The sequence below is a fragment of the Acidobacteriota bacterium genome (assembly GCA_018001935.1).
Taxonomy (GTDB): Bacteria; Acidobacteriota; JAAYUB01; order JAAYUB01; family JAAYUB01; genus JAGNHB01.
Window position 1 is genome coordinate 1 of the sequence record JAGNHB010000091.1, and the last position, 16,477, is coordinate 16,477.

Sequence of the window (16,477 nt, forward strand, 5' to 3'; positions counted from 1 at the left end):
CTGCCGGGATTCCCTCCTCCGTCCCCGCATCGGGTTTCCCCGCTCTGAAAGCGGTGGGAGCCCACCGATGATCTCAAATCTTGCTCATTTTGCCAAAGATCTTACTTCGTAGGGACTACAGCCTACACTGACGGCAGCACGATCACCCCGTCGCCCGAGCGGCCGTCGATGCGGATCTCCAGCGGCTCCTCGAAGCGGACGTGGCGGAGGTGCTCGGACTCGCCGGCGGCGGGGAGGGCGTCGAGTCTGTCCCAGTGGAAGTCGGCCTCGTGGCGGTTGAGGGGGATGGTGAAGTAGCCTACCCGCAGCGAGGTCATGTTCTGGAAGAAGTGGGAGCCCTGGGACGGGTCCACGTTCATGGTGGGGATGGCGGTCTCCACGATGACCTTCACCGCGCTGATCTGCCCCCAGTGCACCGGTACGCCCAACCACGGGTCCGACGAGCCCCACCGGCCGGGGCCGACGAGGACGTACGGGCGGTCTTCGGCCTTGAAGGCGGCGTTGAAGCGGTCCACCTGCCGGGCGATGTCGGGCGTCTTCGCGGCGCTGAAGACGGACGGCTTGACGTAGACCAGGTCCCGGATTCCCTTGTACACCCCGTTCCCCAGCACCTGGTGCGACCAGCAGAGCGTGCGCTCCGGGTCCGCCTCCCCCAGGTCCACGGTGACCAGCTCGTCGCTGACCACCATGGGGCGGACCTGGAGGAAGCCGTACTGGGCGGGGAGCCCCTTGTCGGGGTCCATGACCACGGCGAACTCGGTCTCGATGGGGCAGCCCATGGCGTCCTCCGCCGTTTTCAGCAGGAAGGAGAGGATGTCGGACAGCGGGAAGACGTTCATCTTCAGCACGGGGGCGAAGGTGACCACCTTGGGGCCGGGCCCGGCGATGCCGTCGTAGAAGCGCTGGTCGTCGGGCATCCAGGTGGACGCCAGGTGGGTCAGGACCCCGTCCTGTTCCGCCTGCTTCACCGGGAGTTTCACGAGGAACTGGTCCTCGTCGTCGTAGGCCGAGGTGGCGGCCGGCTTTAGGTTGACGGCGTAGAACTCCTTCTGGCCGTTCTCGAACATCTCGTCGATGGTGCCGAATTGCGGGAGGATGTGGGGGTAGGGCGGCGCGAAGCGCAGGGCGACGCCGCCGTCCACCACCATCTTCCCCAGGCCCAGGGCCACGTTGGCCTGGCCGTCCTCGGGTTTCGCGTGCCCCGCCGGGTAGTAGTTCCAGGAGCAGGCCACGCCGGAGAAGTCGGGGTAGTAATGATGGCCGTGACGGCGGCCCACCACCTCCTGGATCACCACCGCCATCTTCTCCTCCTCGATGCGGTGGTTGGTGGACTCGATGTAGGCCTTGGCCTTCCGGAAGAAGGTGGACGCCCAGACCAGCTTGATGGCGTTGGCCAGGTCCTTGAAGCGCTTGTCGGCGTCCATGTGGTGGTTGGGGATCATCTTGGTGCAGTAGATCCCGGCGAAGGGCTGGTAGAGGGCATCCTCCAGGAGGCTGGACGAGCGGGCGGCCAGGGGGAGGTGGGTGCTGTTGGCGAAGTAGCGGAGGTCCCCCACCAGGGTGGACGGGAAGTCGGCCCGGATGAAGGCGCTGGCGATCTGCCGGTCGGAGGCGTCGCCGGTGGCCAGGCCCCGGAGATTGTTCTCCTCGATGAACCGGTCGAAGACGTCGGTCCCCAGCACCAGGGTGCGGGGGATGGCCAGGTCGACGCCCGGGAACCGGTCCTTCTCCAGGACGTTGGCCAGGACCCGGTCGATGAAGGCCAGCCCGCGGCCCTTCCCGCCGATGGAGCCGCCGCCCAGCTTCATGAAGCGGCAGGAGGTCCCGAGCAGCTCCCGGGAGAAGGGGGCGATCCCGCCTCGCAGGAAGGCGCGCCGGACCTCCTCCAGCCCTTCCTTGACCAGGCCGCGGACCTGCTTCGGCGTCTCCGCGGAGGCGGCGTCGAGGCCGGCGACCCGTTCCGCCATCTCGAACTCGGTACGGGCCAACAGCCAGCGGCGCAGCTCGCCGGTCCGGACGGACCGCAGCACGGCCTCCCCGGGCACCGATTCCAGGATGCGCAAGAGGCCGGGGAGGTTGGCCGCCCGGGCGACCTCGGCGCCGCCGTCGGCGTGGAAGACCAGGTCGCCGAAGCCGAAGCGGTCCTGGAGGTACCGCCGGAAGTCGGCCACCAGGGTCCGGGAGGACTTGTCCAGGAGCCCCACGCCCAACTCCTCGGCGACGGCCCGGCGATCGGGCTCGCTGGACTGGATCAGGACGGGCATCCAGGGGTCCCGCGCCCGGATGAGCCTCACCAGGTCGATCCCCGCACCCGGGTCCTCCACCCCGCCCCGGGGGTAGCGCACGTCGGTGACCACCCCCAGGACCTTCCCCCGGAAGCGGTCCAGGACCTCCACCGCCTCCTCCCAGTTCACCGCCAGGTGGACCTTGGGGCGGGCCCGCTGCCGGAGGCTCCGGAGGGTGTGGGTGAGGTCCTCCCGCAGGATCCGGTCCGTCTGGTCCCACAGTTCCTCGAAGAGGACGGGGAGGTAGGCGGAGTAGAAGTGGACGGAGTCCTCCACCACCAGCAGGTTCTGGATCCCCGCGGCGGCGGTGTCGGGCGCGGCGTTGCGCAGGTCCTCGGCGTACTGGATGATGCCCGCCAGGATCTTGCCGTCCCCCTGCCAGACGAAGACGCGGTCCACGGTCTCCCGGTCCGCCCGCTCCAGGATGCGGGGCAGCTCCGGCGTGTTGTACGCGAGGACCACCACCGGCAGGCCGGGCCGGAGGGCCTTGGCCTCGCGCCCGAAGGTGAAGGGGTCCATGTCCCCCAGGCGCTGCAGGGTGACCGCCAGGTCGTAGGCGTCCTCCCGGAGCATCTCCAGGGCGGCCTGCCCGCCCGAGGCCCGGTAGATGGACGGGACGTAGCCGAGGTCCTGCTGCTTGTAGGTCCGGGCCAGCAGGTCGGCGAGGCGGCCGTCCTCCTCCATCATGAAGGCGTCGTAGAGGCTGGAGATCAGCAGGACCTTCCGCACCTTGAAGGGCATGAGGGCCTGCAGGCGCGAGGGGTAAAACTCCTCCATCAGTTCGGTGGGTTTCGTTGGGGTCATGGGGTTCCTCGGTCGGGGGTGGGACGACCGGGGCGGCTCCCCGCCGGGAACCGCCCCGCCGGCTCGGCACGGGCGCGCCGCGGGGCGTCTAGACCCAGCCGCGCATCTTGCAGGCCTCCGCCACGCGCTGGATGGCGATCATGTAGGCGGCGTCCCGCATGTAGACGCTGCTCTCGCGGGCCAGCGCCGAGACCTTGAGGAAGGCGTCGGTCAACTGGGTGTCCAGCTTCCCGAGGACCTCGTCCCGGGTCCAGAAGTAGTTCTGGTTGCACTGGACCTGCTCGAAGTAGGAGCAGGTGACCCCCCCCGAGTTGGCCAGGAAGTCGGGGATCAGGAAGATGCCGCGGTTTTTCAGGACGGCGTCCGCCTCGAGGGTGGTGGGGCCGTTGGCGCCTTCCACCATCACGGTGACCTTGGGGCTGATCCTGCCGACGTTGTCCTTGGTGATCTGGTTCTCCAGCGCCGCGGGGATCAGGATGTCCACGTCCTGGGACATCCACTCCTCGCCGGGCAGCACGTCGTAACCGAGGCTCTCGGCCTTGTTCTTGTCGATGCCGCCGAAACGGTCGGTGATGCGCAGCAGCTCGGCGAGGTCGATCCCCTTGTACTTGCGAAAGGCGTAGGAGGTGTTCTCCGCCTGGTCCCAGCAGGAGACGCAGACGGGGGTGCCGCCGTACTCCTTGTAAAGCTTGATGGCGTACTGGGAGACATTGCCGAAACCCTGGAAGGAGGCCTTCGTGGACCGGATATCGACCCCCTTCTCCGCCAGGGCCTCCCGGAGCATGAAGATGATGCCGTAACCGGTGGCCTCCGTCCGCCCCAGGGAACCGCCCAGGCCGACGGGCTTCCCCGTGATGAAGCCGGGGAGCTTGCGGTTGTGGATGCGCTCGAACTCGTCCAGCATCCAGACCATGTGCTGGGGGTTGGTCATGACGTCGGGCGCGGGGACGTCCTGCAGCGGGCCCACGTTGTAGGCCACCTGGCGGACCCACCCGCGGCAGATCCCCTCCTGCTCCCGCTGGGAGAGGTGGTGGGGGTCGCAGATCACGCCGCCCTTGCCGCCGCCCAGGGGGATGTCCACCACCGCGCACTTCCAGGTCATCCACATGGCCAGCGCCCGAACGGTGTCCACCGTCTCCTGGGGGTGGAAGCGGATCCCGCCCTTGCACGGGCCCCGGGAGTCGTTGTGCTGAACGCGGAAGCCCTGGAAGATCTTGATGGTCCCGTCGTCCATCCACACGGGGATGGTGAACTGGTACTCCCGCATGGGGGTGCGCAGGAAGTCCCGCGTCGTCTGGTCCAGGCCCAGCTGTTCGGCGACGGCGTCGAACTGCTGCTGGGCCATGTCGAAGGCGTTGAAGGATTGGTCGTCGCTCATGAGTTCGCTCCCTCTCGTAAGATGATGCGCCCCGGCAGGGCGCCGGGGGCAATGTTCCTGATATCTTGATGGTTTCCCGGGAACATTCCTTGTCAAAGCCGAACGTGCCCCACAACTTTACCACCGGAAGCGAACCGGTTCAATGAAAAAGGCGTCGGTCCGGAAACCCGGGGCGTCGGGCGGCGGCGGTGCTACAAATGTTCGTCCCCTACGGGGACGGGGACGGTCGGCCAGGGGGGTTGAACGACGACAATCCGCCAGGCTATAAAGAAGCCGGGAAAACCGTATTCCGCCTCCCGCATCCCTTCGGATCACGAAAATTGATGCGTTCGCAACAAGTCCCTTTCTCTCACAGGGGCACGGCGCACACGGGGTTATCCCACGACATTCATCACTTTTGCCACAATGCAGGAAGCGGTCGGCGGCAGATCCTCAACACGATCATGCAACCCGCTGACAGGCTGAGCCATATCAAGTCCATCGCGGCGTCCCCGAAAAAAAAATCCCCTCCGGGGAGGGGAGAATTTGGTCCCCTCGGCGAGGGGACATACGGATCCTCCCTGGCGAGAGGATCAACGGGTCCCCTCCGGCGAGGGGACCCGAGGGTTCACTGCAGGACCCGCTTCAGCTCCTGGGTGAGCAGGGGGACGACCTTGAAGAGGTCGCCGACGATGCCGTAGTTGGCCACCTTGAAGATGGGGGCCTCGGGGTCCTTGTTGATGGCCACGATCACCTTGGACGAGGACATCCCCGCCAGGTGCTGGATGGCGCCGGAGATCCCCACGGCGATGTAGAGCTGCGGGGAGACGGTCTTGCCGGTCTGGCCCACCTGGTGCGGGTGGTCCACCCAGCCGGCGTCCACCACGGCGCGGGAGGCGCCCGCGGCCGCGCCCAGCACGTCCGCCAGTTCCTCGATCAGCCGGTAGTTCTCGGCGTCCTTGATGCCGCGGCCGCCGGACACGATCACGGAGGCCTCGGTGAGTTCCACCTTCCCCCCGGAACTTTCCTTGATCTCCTTCACCAGGGTGAGGAGCCGCGCGGCGTCCACGGTGTCGGTGGTGGCCACCACGTTCGGGCTGCCGGGTTTCTCCGACAGTTCGAACACGTTGGGCCGAAGGGTCACGAAGGCCGGGCAGGCGGTGACCCGCACGGTTTCGCTGGCCTTGCCGGCGTAGATGGGCCGCTTGATGCGGAGGGTGCCGCCCTCGGGGGCGATCTCGGTGACGTCCTGCACCACGGAGCGGCCGAATCGGGCCGCCACGCCGGGCAGAAGGTCCCGGCCGGAGGCGGTGGCGCCGGCCAGTACGAACGCCGCGCCGGTGGACTTCACCAGCCGTTCCAGGCCGTCGATGAAAGCTTCCCGGGCGGTGCCGGGCGCCTGGATCTCGACGGCGTGGATGCTGTCCGGCCCGAAGGCCTTCAACGGTTCCACAACGGCGGGCCCGCCGAAGACGGCCGCGGCCACGGGGGCCCCCAGGGCGTCCGCCAGGCGGCGGGCCGTGGAGAGGGCCTCCAGTGAGGCTTTCCGTATCTTTCCGTTCCGATTTTCAATGCAGACGAGAAATCCGTTACCCATTTGCGCCTCCCTCACAGCACTTTCGCTTCGGTCCGGAGAAGCTGGACCAGGTCCCGAACCTGCTGCTCCGGTTCGCCGGGGACCAGGCGGCCCGCCGGGCGGGCCGGGGGCAGTTCCACTTTCTCAACCGACCAGGAACCCTCGACGGCGCCGACGCCGAGATCGGCGGCGGAGCGGGTCTCGATGGCTTTCTTCTTGGCCGTGAGGATTCCCTTCATGGAGGCGTAGCGGGGCGAATTCAGCCCCTTCTGGGCGGACACGACGGCGGGCAGAGCGCACTCCACGACCTCCTCGCCGCCGTCGATCTCGCGGTGGACCGTCAGCCGGCCGTCGCCGACCTCGACCCCCACCGCCACGTTGGCGCAGGGCAGGCCTAACAGTTCGGCCACGAGGGCCGGGACCTGGCCGAAGTCCTGGCCCACGCCCTGTTTGCCGAAGAGCACCAGGTCGGCGGCCTCGGCCTTGACGACCTCCGCCAGGACCCGGGCCGTGTAGAAGGGCTCGGCGCGGGCGAAGGCGGGATCCTGGACCCACACGGCCCGGTCGACGCCGAGGGCCAGCCCCCCGCGAAGCGTCTTCTCGCACTCGGGCCCGCCGGCGGAGACGATGACGATCTCCCCGGCCCCGAGTTTCTCCCGGAGCTTGAGCGCCTCCTCGACGGCGAACTCGTCGTAGGGGCTCATGATGAAATTCACGCCCTCCTGGGAGACGGAGCAGCCGTCCGGTGCCGGCTTGACGCGGGTTTCGGTGTCGGCCACGGTCTTCATGCAGACGACGATCTTCATGGTCTTCCTCCCGGGCCTATTCGGTGTAGCGCTTGAACAGCAGCACCGCGTTGGTCCCGCCGAACCCGAACGAGTTGGAGAGGGCGTAGCGGATGTCCATCTTCTTCGCTTCGTTCGGCGTGTAGTTCAGGTCGCACTCGGGGTCCGGCGTCTCGTAGTTGATGGTGGGCGGGATGACCTGGTGGTGGAGGGCCAGCACCGTGACGGCGCCCTCCATCCCGCCGGCCGCGCCCAGCAGGTGCCCGTGCATGGACTTGGTGGAGCTGATGCTCAGTTTGTAGGCGTGTTCCCCGAAGACGCGCTTGATGGCCAGCGTCTCCAGCTTGTCGTTGAACTCGGTGGAGGTCCCGTGGGCGTTGATGTAGTCCACGTCCTCCGGCCGGACGCCGCCGTCGCGCAGGGCGATCTCCATCCCCCGGCGGGCGCCGTCGGCGTCGGGCGGCGGCGCCGTGATGTGGTAGGCGTCGCTGGTCATGCCGTAGCCGATCACCTCGCCGTAGATGGTGGCACCCCGGGCCTTGGCGTGCGCGAGTTCCTCGAACACCATGACCCCCGCGCCCTCGCCCACCACGAACCCGTCCCGCCCGGCGTCGAAGGGCCGGCTGGCGGCCTTGGGGTTGTCGTTGCGCGTGGACAGCGCCCGCATGGCGGCGAACCCGCCGATGCCCATGGGGGTGATGGCCGCTTCGCTGCCGCCGGTGATCATCACGTCGGCGTCGCCGCGCTGGATGATCTTGAAGGAGTCGCCCAGCGAGTGGGACGAGGTGGCGCACGCCGTGCAGGAGGCGCAGTTGGGTCCCTTGGCCCCGTATCGCATGGAAACCATTCCCGTGGCGAGGTTGATGATGGCCGCGGGGATGAAGTAGGGCGATATGCGGCGGGGACCGAACTTCAGGAGTTTCTCGTGCTCCTGCTCGATGGTGGAGAACCCGCCGATTCCGGAACCGATGTATACCCCCACCCGCTCCCGGTCCACCTTCTCCATGTCGAGGCCCGCCATCTTGATCGCGAACTCGGACGCGGCAAGGGCAAGATGGATGAAGCGGTCGAACTTCCGAACCTCCTTCTTGTCCATGAACTCTTCCGGGTTGAAATCCTTGATCGCGCAGGCGAATTTCACCGGGTACTCGTTCACGTCGAACGCCGTGATGGTGTCGGCGCCACTGACCCCCGCGAGAAGATTGTTCCACGTCTTCTCCGTCCCCGTCCCCAGAGCGGAGACCATACCTATCCCTGTGACCACAACTCTTCGTTTCAAGGCAAGCTCCTTTTCAGAAATGTCCGGAGTGGGCCGAAGCCCCCTCGTCCGTTCCCACTACTTGTCGCCGGCTTTCTCCCGGATGTAGTCGATGGCGTTCTGGACCGTCGTGATCTTCTCGGCGTCCTCGTCGGGGATCTCGATCCCGAAGCCGTCCTCGAAGGCCATGACCAGTTCCACGGTGTCCAGGGAGTCGGCCCCCAGGTCCTCGATGAACTTGGCGTCGGCGACGATGTCTTCCTCGCTGACGTTCAGGCGTTCCATGATGATTTCCTTGACTTTTTCTTCGATCGCCATTGGTTCCTCCATTATGTGAATTTATTGATTTACATGTACATGCCACCGTTCACGTCCAGGACGTGCCCGGTGATGTAGGAAGCGCTCTCCCCGGCCAGGAACAGAACGGCGCCGGCGATGTCCTCGGGGGTCGCCGGCCGCTGCAGGGGGATGATGCGCAGGAATTCCTGCCGCGCCTTCTCGTCCAGGGCGCGGGTCATCTCCGTCTCCACGTAACCCGGCGCCACGGCGTTGACCGTGATGTTGCGGGAGCCCAGCTCCTTGGCGAGGGACTTGGTGAAGCCGATCAACCCCGCTTTTGAGGCGCAGTAGTTGGCCTGCCCGGCGTTGCCCATCTCGCCCACCACGGACGCCATGTTTATGATGCGCCCGAAACGTTTCCGGACCATGAGGGGAACCACCGCCCGGGCGCAGTTGAAGGCGCCGGTCAGGTTGACGTTGAGGACCCGGTGCCACTGCTCGGGCTTCATCCGAAGAAAGAGCCCGTCCTGGGTGATCCCCGCGTTGTTCACCAGGGCGTCCACGCTGCCGAAGTCGGCGGCCGCACGCCCCACGACCTCGGTCACCCCGCTCTCGGAAGTGACGTCCATCCGGTAGAAACGGGCCCGGTCGGCCGCCACGCCGAGCCCCGCCACGAAGGCGGACCCGCTCTCCTCGTTGATGTCGCAGACGGCGACGTTCCACCCGGCGCCCAGGAAGGCCTTCACGCAGGCTGCCCCGATCCCCTGGGCGCCCCCGGTCACGATCACGGTCATCTTGTCCATCTTTCACTCTCCTCCGCCGGTCCCGCCGCCCGCGGGGGCGTCCCGGCCGGGCGCTCAGGCGCCCTGGATCTTCGCCGCGAGTTCCTCGACCTCGTCGAGTTTCTCCACGGGGTAAACGGCGGCCCGTCGGTTGATTTTCTTCACCATCCCGGCCAGCACGTTCCGGGGGCCGATCTCCACGAAGGTCTCGACCCCCTCGGCCATCAGGAGTTCGATGGTCTTCTGCCACAGGACGCTGCCCACCACCTGGCGGACCAGGCCGTCCCGGGCCTCCTCGGCGCCGCGGATCACCCGGCCGTCCACGTTGTTCACCAGCGGGACCCGAAGGTCGGCGAAAGCCAGGGCCTTCAGGTCCGCCGCCAGCCGGTCCGCGGCGGGCTGCATCAGGGCGCAGTGGAAGGGGGCGCTCACGGGGAGGAGCACGACCTTGCCGGCCCCCTTGCCGGGCGCGGCCTCGACGGCCCGCTCCACGGCCTCGCGGTGCCCCGCGATGACGATCTGCCCCGGGCAGTTGATGTTGGCGGCCGACAGGACCTGGTCCCCCCGTACCTCGTCACAGAGGGACGCCACGAGGGCCAGGTCGGCGCCCATCACGGCGGCCATGGCGCCCATCCCCACGGGAACGGCCTCCTGCATGTAGCGGCCGCGGTTGCGCACCGTCCTCACCGCGTCCTCGAAACTGAGCGAGCCGGCGGCCACCAGGGCCGAGTACTCGCCCAGGCTGTGGCCGGCCACGAAGTCGGGGACGATCCCCTTCGCCGCGACGGCCTGTAGGACGGCCACGCTCACGGTGAGGATGGCGGGCTGGGTGTTCTCCGTCAGTTTCAACTCCTCCTCGGTGCCCCCGAAGCACAGGCCCGACAGGGAGAAACCGAGGGCGGCGTCCGCGCGCTTGAACACCTCCGCGGAAGCGGGGAAGCGGTCGAACACGTCCTTCCCCATGCCGGGGTACTGGGAGGCCTGACCGGGGAACAGGAATGCGATCTTGCCCATCTCGACCTCCTAGCGTTTCTTCTGGATCACTTCCCGGATCAGCTCCGAGGCGATGACGTTGCGCTGGATCTGGTTGGTGCCCTCGTAGATCTGGGTGATCTTGGCGTCGCGGAACATTTTCTCCACCGGGTAGTCGCGCATGTAACCGTAGCCGCCCAGGATCTGGATGGCGTCGGTGGTCACCTGCATGGCGATGTCGGAGGCCAGGAGCTTGCACATGGAGGAGATCTTGGACATCCCCTCGGTGCAGCCGCCGTCCACCATCTTCGCGGCGCTGTAGATCAGGGTCCGAACCGACTCGATCCGGGTGCCCATGTCGGCCAGCAGGTGGGCCACGGCCTGGAAGGAGCTGATGGGCTTGTCGAACTGCTTGCGGGTGTGGGCGTACTGGAGGGCGTACTCGAAGGCGCCCTCGGCGATCCCCAGGGCCTGGGAGGCCACGCCGGGACGGGTGTAATCGAAGGTCTTCATGGCCACGATGAAACCCATCCCCTCCCGCGCGATCAGGTTGGCGCGGGGCACCTTGCAGTCGTCGAAGACCACCTCGGTGGTGCTGGAGGTCCGGATGCCGAGCTTCTTCTCCTTCTTCCCGAACGAGAGCCCGTCGAAACCCTTCTCCACGATGAAGGCGGAGGCGCCGCGGGCGCCCTTGGACTTGTCGGTGAGGGCGATGACGGTGTAGATGTCCGCCACCGTGCCGTTGGTGATCCACTGCTTGACGCCGTTGAGGTAGTAGAAGTCGCCGTCCTTGCGGGCCGTGGTCTTGATGCTGCCGGCATCGGACCCCGCACCGCTCTCGGTGATGCAGAACGCCGCCAGCTTCTCACCCGAGGCCACCATGGGCAGGTATTTCTTCTTCTGCTCCTCGGAACCCATCAGCAGGATGGGGTAGGAGCCGAGCCCGCAGGCCGCGTAGCTGACCGCCACGCCGCCGCAGGCCTTGGAGAGTTCCTCGGTCACCAGGCAGAGTTCCGTGATCCCCATCCCCAGGCCGCCGTACGCCTCGGGGATGTACACGCCGAAAAGGCCGGCGTCCGCCAGGATCTTGACGATCTCCCAGGGGAACTCCTCCTTCTCGTCGAGTTCGGCGCGGATGGGCACGATCTTCTCCTCGGCGATGCGGCGTGCCAGGTCCCGGATCTCCTTCTGTTCTTCCGTCAGAAAATAATCCCACATGGTCAAACCTCTTCCTGTCTGAATTGGCGAGCTTTCATGAACATCTGGACGTCCTCCTCGATCTTCCGCGGAACGTCGGTGAGGTGCAGTTCCCTGCAGTAGCGGACGGCGTTCTTGATGGCGTTGGCGTTGGAGCGGCCGTGGCAGATGATGACGGGGCGCTTGACCCCCAGGAGGGGCGCGCCGCCGTACTCGGAGTAATCGATTTTCTTTTTAAGGTTGCGGAAGGCGGACCTGCTCAGCATGGCCCCCATCTTGGACTTGAGGTTCCGGGACAGTTCCGCCCGCAGGAGGTGGAGCACCGCGGCGATGACCCCCTCGCTGATCTTCAGGGCGACGTTGCCGGTGAACCCGTCGCAGACCACCACGTCGGTGTCGCCGGTGTAGACGTCCTTCCCCTCGATGTTCCCCGTGAAGTTGAGGGTGGTTTTCTTGAGGGTCTGGTGGACTTCCTTGATGAGCTCGTTCCCCTTGATCTCCTCCTCCCCGATGGACAGCAGCGCCACGCGCGGGTTCTCGATGCCGAAGATGAGCTTGGCGTAGATCTGGCCCATGATGGCGAACTGCTCGAGATGGAGGGATTTGCAGTCGACGTTGGCGCCGACGTCGATGATCAGCGTGGTGCCCTTGATGGTGGGGATGGCCGTGGCGAGGGCCGGCCGGTCGACGCCCTGACAGGTGTTGAAGAGCAGCTTCGCCAGGGCCATGCAGGCGCCGGTGTTCCCCGCGGAGACGAACCCGTCCGCCTGACCGTCGCGAACCAGCTCCATCGCGAGCTTCATCGACGCCCGCTTCTTCTTGCGGATGGCGTTGACCGGGTGCTCCGTCATGCTGATGAACTCGTCCGTGTGGACGATCTCGAGATCGAGGCCCTTGGTTTCGAATTTTTCCAGGTTTTTCCCGATGGCGGACTGGTTCCCCACCAGGATAACCTTCAGGCCGGCATACTGCTTGAGCGCCTGGATCACCCCCTGCACTTCCGGCAGCGGGTGATCGTCGCAGCCCATGGCATCCACGGCCGCCCGAAAGATCGGCTTCGACATGTCGCCCCTCCGGCGCGGCTTACTGGGTCTGTTCCTTGGGCTCGACGACCATCTTCCCGCGGTAGAACCCGCAGTGCGGACACACGCGGTGGGGCATCTTCATCTCCTTGCACTGGGGGCAGAGGGAGAGGCTCTTCGCCTTGATGGCGTCATGGGCGCGCCGACGATGGGTGCGCGCATGGGAATGACGTCGCTTCGGATGGGCCATGATCGACTCCTTGGGGTTCTTCGGATTATTTCTCTTTCATGCGTTTCCGCATTTCCCGGATCAGGAGCAGCCGGGGGTCGCCCCCGTCGGCGGCACACGCGCAGGGCCCGGCGTTGAGGTTCTCGCCGCAGCCGGGGCAGAGCCCCGCGCAGTTCTCCCGGCACAGGAGCTTGGCGGGCAGGGCCAGCATGACCTGCTCCACCACCATGTCCGCGAGGGAAATTCGGGGGTCGGCGTAAAAGACCTCGTCCGCGTTCTCGCGGGTGACTTCCACTTCCTTGCCGTGACCCGCGACGCGGGCGGCCGGGACCAGGTACGTCTCGAAACGGTGGTCCAGGGCGATCGGGAACGTCTCCAGGCAACGGTCGCACGGCGCGTCCACGGAACCCCGGACGCGGGCCTTGATGACCACTTCGTCCCGGGAGTTCTTCGCCACGTCCGCCGTCAGGGTCCATTCCCCGGCCAAACGGCATTCACGGTAGTCGAAATCGAGACCTTCCGCGGTGAAGGTCCGCTCGACCCGTGTCGTCCCTGTTTCGAGCTTTGAAATATCGACAAACATCATCAAATCCAGAACGGGGCGCCAGGCGCCCCGGGAAATCGGACTCGTGACCGCGGGATCAGGAAATCTTGATCCCCTTCTCCAGCATCTTGGTCTTCAGGCTTTCCAGCCGGGCCCGGACGTCGTCGAGGCTGACCGCGGGGCCCTCCTCGTCTTCGGGCTTGACCTTTTCGAGGCTCTGGACCAGGCCGCTGAGGATCGAGTAGGCGACCTCCAGCTTGCCGGCTTCCTCGAGCGTCTGGGCCTTGTCCAGGAGCAGGTTCTCCTTGCTGACGATCAGGCGGGGCTCTTTGCCCAACTCGTCGTAGACCCGTACGGCATCGTCGTATTTCTTCTGAAGCCGGAGGGTCTCGGCCAGGGACATCCGGGCCACCTGCCGGGTCTGGTCCTCGCCGGTCCGCTCGATGACCTTGCGCAGTTCGGCTTCCGCCTCCGGGAGCTTGCCCAGCCGCCGCAGGCAGGAGGCCTTCAGGATGGTCGCGCTCAGGCCCTCGGGAGAGGACGGGTAATCCCGCGCCACCTGGTCCAGGGCCTTGAGGGCCGCGTTCAGCTTGGCGTTGATCTCCTCGGGGGTCGGCGGCTTCTCTCCCGGGTTGCCGGCGTCCACCGAGGAGTAAGCCTCGAGGGCCTTGTTGAGGGCCGCGGTCCTCGCCATGGCGCTGCGCGAGGCCACCAACTGGTACCCGTAGTACCCCAGCACCACCGCCACGACCCCGATGCCGAGGTACAGCAGCAGTTTCTGGTGCGTGTTGAGGTAAGTCCAGATGGAGAGCAACTGCTCCATCACAGGGTCCGTCTTCTTGATCTCTTTCCGAGTTAAGCGTTTGCCCACGATATTCACCCGATGACCGATAGTATCTTCCGTTTAATCATACGCCTGGCGGGATTCGAACCCACGACCCCCGGATTAGGAATCCAGTGCTCTATCCTGCTGAGCTACAGGCGCAATCCCGAACGATCCAAAGAACAAATCAGGCCTTTTAGCATGAACCGACGGGTTTGTCAACCCCAAACCCTCAAGCCTGGTACTTGAGGATCGAGAACACGTCCAGGCCAGCCAGGGCGTCCCGCCCCCGGAGGAACTCGAGTTCCACGACGAAACCGGCCTCCACCAGCGTGCCGCCCTGGGAGGTCACCATCTCCGCCACGGCCCGCGCCGTCCCGCCCGTGGCGATGAGGTCGTCGACGAGGAGGACCCGGTGGCCGGGGCGGACCGCGTCCTCGTGCATCTCCAGGGCATCGGTGCCGTACTCCAGGGCGTAGCTGCGGCTGACGGTCTTCCAGGGAAGCTTCTTCGGCTTGCGGACCGGAACGAACCCGGCCCCCAGCCCGTAGGCCACGGCCGAGGCGAAGATGAAGCCCCGGGCCTCGATCCCGACGACGGAATCGATCCGGGCCGGGCCGTAGCGGTTCACGAAGGTCCGGATCACCTCCGAGAAGGCCGGACCGTTCGCCAGCAGCGTGGTGATGTCATAGAAAAGGATGCCGGGCTTCGGGAAGTCCGGGATCTCGCGGATGATCTTCTTCAAATGTTCCATGTTCAGTCCTCGATCGAAAAGGTGTGAAAGGTCTCCCCGCCGTCGTCCACCGTCTCCGCGGTCACCCCCGCGACCGATGCGTGGCGCGGGCCTTCCCGCAGGAGGCCCTCCAGTGCACAGAGGGCATCGGGCCCGCCCTGGGCCAGGACCTCCACGCACCCGTCGTCCAGGTTCCGGACCCAGCCGCAGACCCCGAGGGCGCGCGCGCGGTACAGGACGAAGTATCGGAATCCCACGCCCTGGACAATCCCCCGAACCCGATACCGCCGTGTGATCATGGAAGGGCCTCTGGACTGGTACCTTCGTTCGCCCGCCCGGCGGACGGAGGGAAAAGACGGCACTGACGGAAAGCCCGCGGCAGGTTGCCGCGGGCTTTCGTTGAATGATGGTCGGGGCGAGAGGATTTGAACCTCCGACTTCACGGTCCCGAACCGTGCGCTCTAGCCAGACTGAGCCACGCCCCGAAAAGAGGCGAAGGATACACGACGACCACGCCCCGTGTCAATCCCAAATTGACCCCCGGGGAAAAAAACTGCCGCCTCCCCGGTTTTCGGTGGAACCTGCAGGCCCTTTCGTCGTGTTAGGGGTTGTTTGAATTTTGTCGGGAGGACAGCGCCATGAAACGCTTCATCGTGATCTTCGCAGGGTTCGTTCTCGCGGCGTCCGCCGTGATCATTGCCCAGGACGAGGGCCCGGTGGTCGTCAAGATGCAAAGGGAAACCGGCGGCGCCGGCTGGCTGGGGGTCCAGATCCGCGAACTGAAGGCGGATGAGATGGCCGGGATGACCGAACCCGACCAACCGGGCGTGGCCATCGTCAAGGTGATGGAGGACAGCCCCGCGTTAAAGGCCGGCCTCAAGGACGGCGACATCGTCACCCACTACGCCGGGATCCCCGTTCTGGGCGTCGCCCATTTCCGGGGCCTGGTCTCCCAGACGGCGCCGGGGCGCACCGTGCGGCTCGACGTGGTCCGGGATACCGGCAAGACCACCCTCAAGGCCCAGATCGGCGAGGGTGAGGCCCCGAAGGCGGCCCGGCGGTTTTTCTTCCCCATGCCCGGGGCCGAGGCGCCGGACGTGGAGATCCCCGGGCTCGAGTGGTACGGCGACGACGAGGACGCGTTCGCCCCCAGGCACCGCGGCCAGGGGCCTGGCGCCGACCGCGACGTCCGCATCTTCCGGTACCGTGAGGGCTCGCCCCGGCTGGGGGTCGAGGTGGAGCCCCTCAACGACCAGCTCGCCGCCTTCTTCGGCGCGACGGACGGCGGCCTGCTCGTCAAGTCCGTCCAGCCCGGATCAAGCGCCGAGAAGGCGGGGCTGAAGGCCGGCGACGTCATCGTCTCCGTGGACGGGGTGAAAACCGCCGACGCCGGCGACATCCGGGACGCCCTGGCCAAGGCCGAGGGCAAGGAAGCGGCCGTGAAGGTCGTGCGCAACGGCAAGACCCTGGACCTGAAGGCCCTGGTGGAAAAACCGGAGAAACCCGAGAAGCCCCGGCGCCCGGCCAAACTGTAGATCCCGTCCGCGTCCCGGGCCGAGGCGCCCGGCCAACGACCGGAAAAGAGAGTTTCGACACCCAATGCCTCACTATCACAACCTCCCCGGGGCGGCCTGACCACCCGCACCGGAACCTCCTTGCGGCGGGGGCCCTTCCCCCGCCTATCTTTTTCCAGGGGTTTAGGCTCAATACTGCTCATTTAAGGATACTGATCAAGTAGTCGAGGATTCGAACCGGCTTTTTACTTTTGGAATTGCGAATGGGAAACTTACTCATCTTTCTCTTCACCCCTCTCGGGATCTTTCGTCCGCGG

Annotated in this window: 16 protein-coding genes and 2 tRNA genes; 1 reads left to right on the plus strand and 17 read right to left on the minus strand. The window is 66.3% G+C overall.

The features are described 5' to 3' along the window. Nucleotides 1–122 precede the first annotated feature (122 nt). From KA419_20270 to KA419_20350, 17 genes are all read right to left on the minus strand, one after another. Entirely contained in the window at nucleotides 123–3,089 is a 2,967-nt protein-coding gene (locus KA419_20270) for a hypothetical protein (GenBank protein ID MBP7868271.1), read from the minus strand. Nucleotides 3,090–3,177: 88 nt separating this feature from the next. Then, nucleotides 3,178–4,467 (minus strand): Glu/Leu/Phe/Val dehydrogenase, encoded by a 1,290-nt coding sequence (locus KA419_20275; GenBank protein ID MBP7868272.1) that lies wholly within the window; start codon nucleotides 4,465–4,467, stop codon nucleotides 3,178–3,180. Nucleotides 4,468–5,074: 607 nt separating this feature from the next. Then, on the minus strand, nucleotides 5,075–6,043 hold the full coding sequence (locus KA419_20280; protein MBP7868273.1) for an electron transfer flavoprotein subunit alpha/FixB family protein: 969 nt from the start codon (nucleotides 6,041–6,043) through the stop codon (nucleotides 5,075–5,077). A gap of 11 nt (nucleotides 6,044–6,054) precedes the next feature. Further along, entirely contained in the window at nucleotides 6,055–6,828 is a 774-nt protein-coding gene (locus tag KA419_20285) for an electron transfer flavoprotein subunit beta/FixA family protein (protein ID MBP7868274.1), read from the minus strand. Between the two features lie 16 nt (nucleotides 6,829–6,844). Next, a complete protein-coding gene (fabF, locus tag KA419_20290; protein MBP7868275.1) occupies nucleotides 6,845–8,086 on the minus strand; it encodes a beta-ketoacyl-ACP synthase II in 1,242 nt (413 codons plus the stop codon). A 57-nt stretch (nucleotides 8,087–8,143) separates the two neighbouring features. Further along, nucleotides 8,144–8,383: an acyl carrier protein gene (gene acpP, locus KA419_20295; GenBank protein ID MBP7868276.1), complete on the minus strand. Its 240-nt coding sequence runs from the start codon at nucleotides 8,381–8,383 to the stop codon at nucleotides 8,144–8,146. A gap of 29 nt (nucleotides 8,384–8,412) precedes the next feature. Continuing rightward, the gene (fabG, locus tag KA419_20300) at nucleotides 8,413–9,147 is read right to left on the minus strand and encodes a 3-oxoacyl-[acyl-carrier-protein] reductase (GenBank protein MBP7868277.1); all 735 of its coding nucleotides are present in this window, start codon (nucleotides 9,145–9,147) and stop codon (nucleotides 8,413–8,415) included. A gap of 54 nt (nucleotides 9,148–9,201) precedes the next feature. Continuing rightward, the gene (fabD, locus tag KA419_20305) at nucleotides 9,202–10,140 is read right to left on the minus strand and encodes an ACP S-malonyltransferase (GenBank protein ID MBP7868278.1); all 939 of its coding nucleotides are present in this window, start codon (nucleotides 10,138–10,140) and stop codon (nucleotides 9,202–9,204) included. Nucleotides 10,141–10,149: 9 nt separating this feature from the next. Further along, entirely contained in the window at nucleotides 10,150–11,316 is a 1,167-nt protein-coding gene (locus KA419_20310; GenBank protein ID MBP7868279.1) for an acyl-CoA dehydrogenase family protein, read from the minus strand. Nucleotides 11,317–11,318: 2 nt separating this feature from the next. Continuing rightward, nucleotides 11,319–12,347 carry a phosphate acyltransferase PlsX gene (gene plsX, locus KA419_20315; protein ID MBP7868280.1) on the minus strand — a complete coding sequence of 343 codons (1,029 nt, stop codon included), beginning with the start codon at nucleotides 12,345–12,347 and terminating at the stop codon, nucleotides 11,319–11,321. Between the two features lie 31 nt (nucleotides 12,348–12,378). After that, the gene (gene rpmF, locus KA419_20320; protein ID MBP7868281.1) at nucleotides 12,379–12,567 is read right to left on the minus strand and encodes a 50S ribosomal protein L32; all 189 of its coding nucleotides are present in this window, start codon (nucleotides 12,565–12,567) and stop codon (nucleotides 12,379–12,381) included. A gap of 25 nt (nucleotides 12,568–12,592) precedes the next feature. Next, nucleotides 12,593–13,129 carry a DUF177 domain-containing protein gene (locus KA419_20325; GenBank protein MBP7868282.1) on the minus strand — a complete coding sequence of 179 codons (537 nt, stop codon included), beginning with the start codon at nucleotides 13,127–13,129 and terminating at the stop codon, nucleotides 12,593–12,595. Between the two features lie 58 nt (nucleotides 13,130–13,187). Further along, nucleotides 13,188–13,913 (minus strand): tetratricopeptide repeat protein, encoded by a 726-nt coding sequence (locus tag KA419_20330; GenBank protein MBP7868283.1) that lies wholly within the window; start codon nucleotides 13,911–13,913, stop codon nucleotides 13,188–13,190. 88 nt (nucleotides 13,914–14,001) lie between these two features. After that, nucleotides 14,002–14,075, minus strand: a tRNA-Arg gene (locus KA419_20335). Between the two features lie 70 nt (nucleotides 14,076–14,145). Next, on the minus strand, nucleotides 14,146–14,667 hold the full coding sequence (locus KA419_20340; protein ID MBP7868284.1) for an adenine phosphoribosyltransferase: 522 nt from the start codon (nucleotides 14,665–14,667) through the stop codon (nucleotides 14,146–14,148). Nucleotides 14,668–14,669: 2 nt separating this feature from the next. Further along, nucleotides 14,670–14,945, minus strand: coding sequence for an acylphosphatase (locus KA419_20345; GenBank protein ID MBP7868285.1), 276 nt, complete (start codon nucleotides 14,943–14,945; stop codon nucleotides 14,670–14,672). Nucleotides 14,946–15,053: 108 nt separating this feature from the next. Beyond that, nucleotides 15,054–15,131, minus strand: a tRNA-Pro gene (locus tag KA419_20350). Between the two features lie 153 nt (nucleotides 15,132–15,284). Between KA419_20350 and KA419_20355 the strand changes: the two genes are divergently transcribed. Further along, a complete protein-coding gene (locus KA419_20355; GenBank protein ID MBP7868286.1) occupies nucleotides 15,285–16,181 on the plus strand; it encodes a PDZ domain-containing protein in 897 nt (298 codons plus the stop codon). The last annotated feature ends 296 nt before the right edge of the window (nucleotides 16,182–16,477 follow it).

Bases quoted from the DNA above. Each gene is read 5' to 3' on its own strand.
- KA419_20270 (MBP7868271.1), bottom strand. From the start codon at position 3,089: ATGACCCCAACGAAACCCACCGAACTGATGGAGGAGTTTTACCCCTCG.
- KA419_20275 (MBP7868272.1), bottom strand. From the start codon at position 4,467: ATGAGCGACGACCAATCCTTCAACGCCTTCGACATGGCCCAGCAGCAG.
- KA419_20280 (MBP7868273.1), bottom strand. From the start codon at position 6,043: ATGGGTAACGGATTTCTCGTCTGCATTGAAAATCGGAACGGAAAGATA.
- KA419_20285 (MBP7868274.1), bottom strand. From the start codon at position 6,828: ATGAAGATCGTCGTCTGCATGAAGACCGTGGCCGACACCGAAACCCGC.
- acpP (MBP7868276.1), bottom strand. From the start codon at position 8,383: ATGGCGATCGAAGAAAAAGTCAAGGAAATCATCATGGAACGCCTGAAC.
- fabG (MBP7868277.1), bottom strand. From the start codon at position 9,147: ATGGACAAGATGACCGTGATCGTGACCGGGGGCGCCCAGGGGATCGGG.
- fabD (MBP7868278.1), bottom strand. From the start codon at position 10,140: ATGGGCAAGATCGCATTCCTGTTCCCCGGTCAGGCCTCCCAGTACCCC.
- KA419_20310 (MBP7868279.1), bottom strand. From the start codon at position 11,316: ATGTGGGATTATTTTCTGACGGAAGAACAGAAGGAGATCCGGGACCTG.
- rpmF (MBP7868281.1), bottom strand. From the start codon at position 12,567: ATGGCCCATCCGAAGCGACGTCATTCCCATGCGCGCACCCATCGTCGG.
- KA419_20325 (MBP7868282.1), bottom strand. From the start codon at position 13,129: ATGTTTGTCGATATTTCAAAGCTCGAAACAGGGACGACACGGGTCGAG.
- KA419_20330 (MBP7868283.1), bottom strand. From the start codon at position 13,913: ATGGAGCAGTTGCTCTCCATCTGGACTTACCTCAACACGCACCAGAAA.
- KA419_20340 (MBP7868284.1), bottom strand. From the start codon at position 14,667: ATGGAACATTTGAAGAAGATCATCCGCGAGATCCCGGACTTCCCGAAG.
- KA419_20345 (MBP7868285.1), bottom strand. From the start codon at position 14,945: ATGATCACACGGCGGTATCGGGTTCGGGGGATTGTCCAGGGCGTGGGA.
- KA419_20355 (MBP7868286.1), top strand. From the start codon at position 15,285: ATGAAACGCTTCATCGTGATCTTCGCAGGGTTCGTTCTCGCGGCGTCC.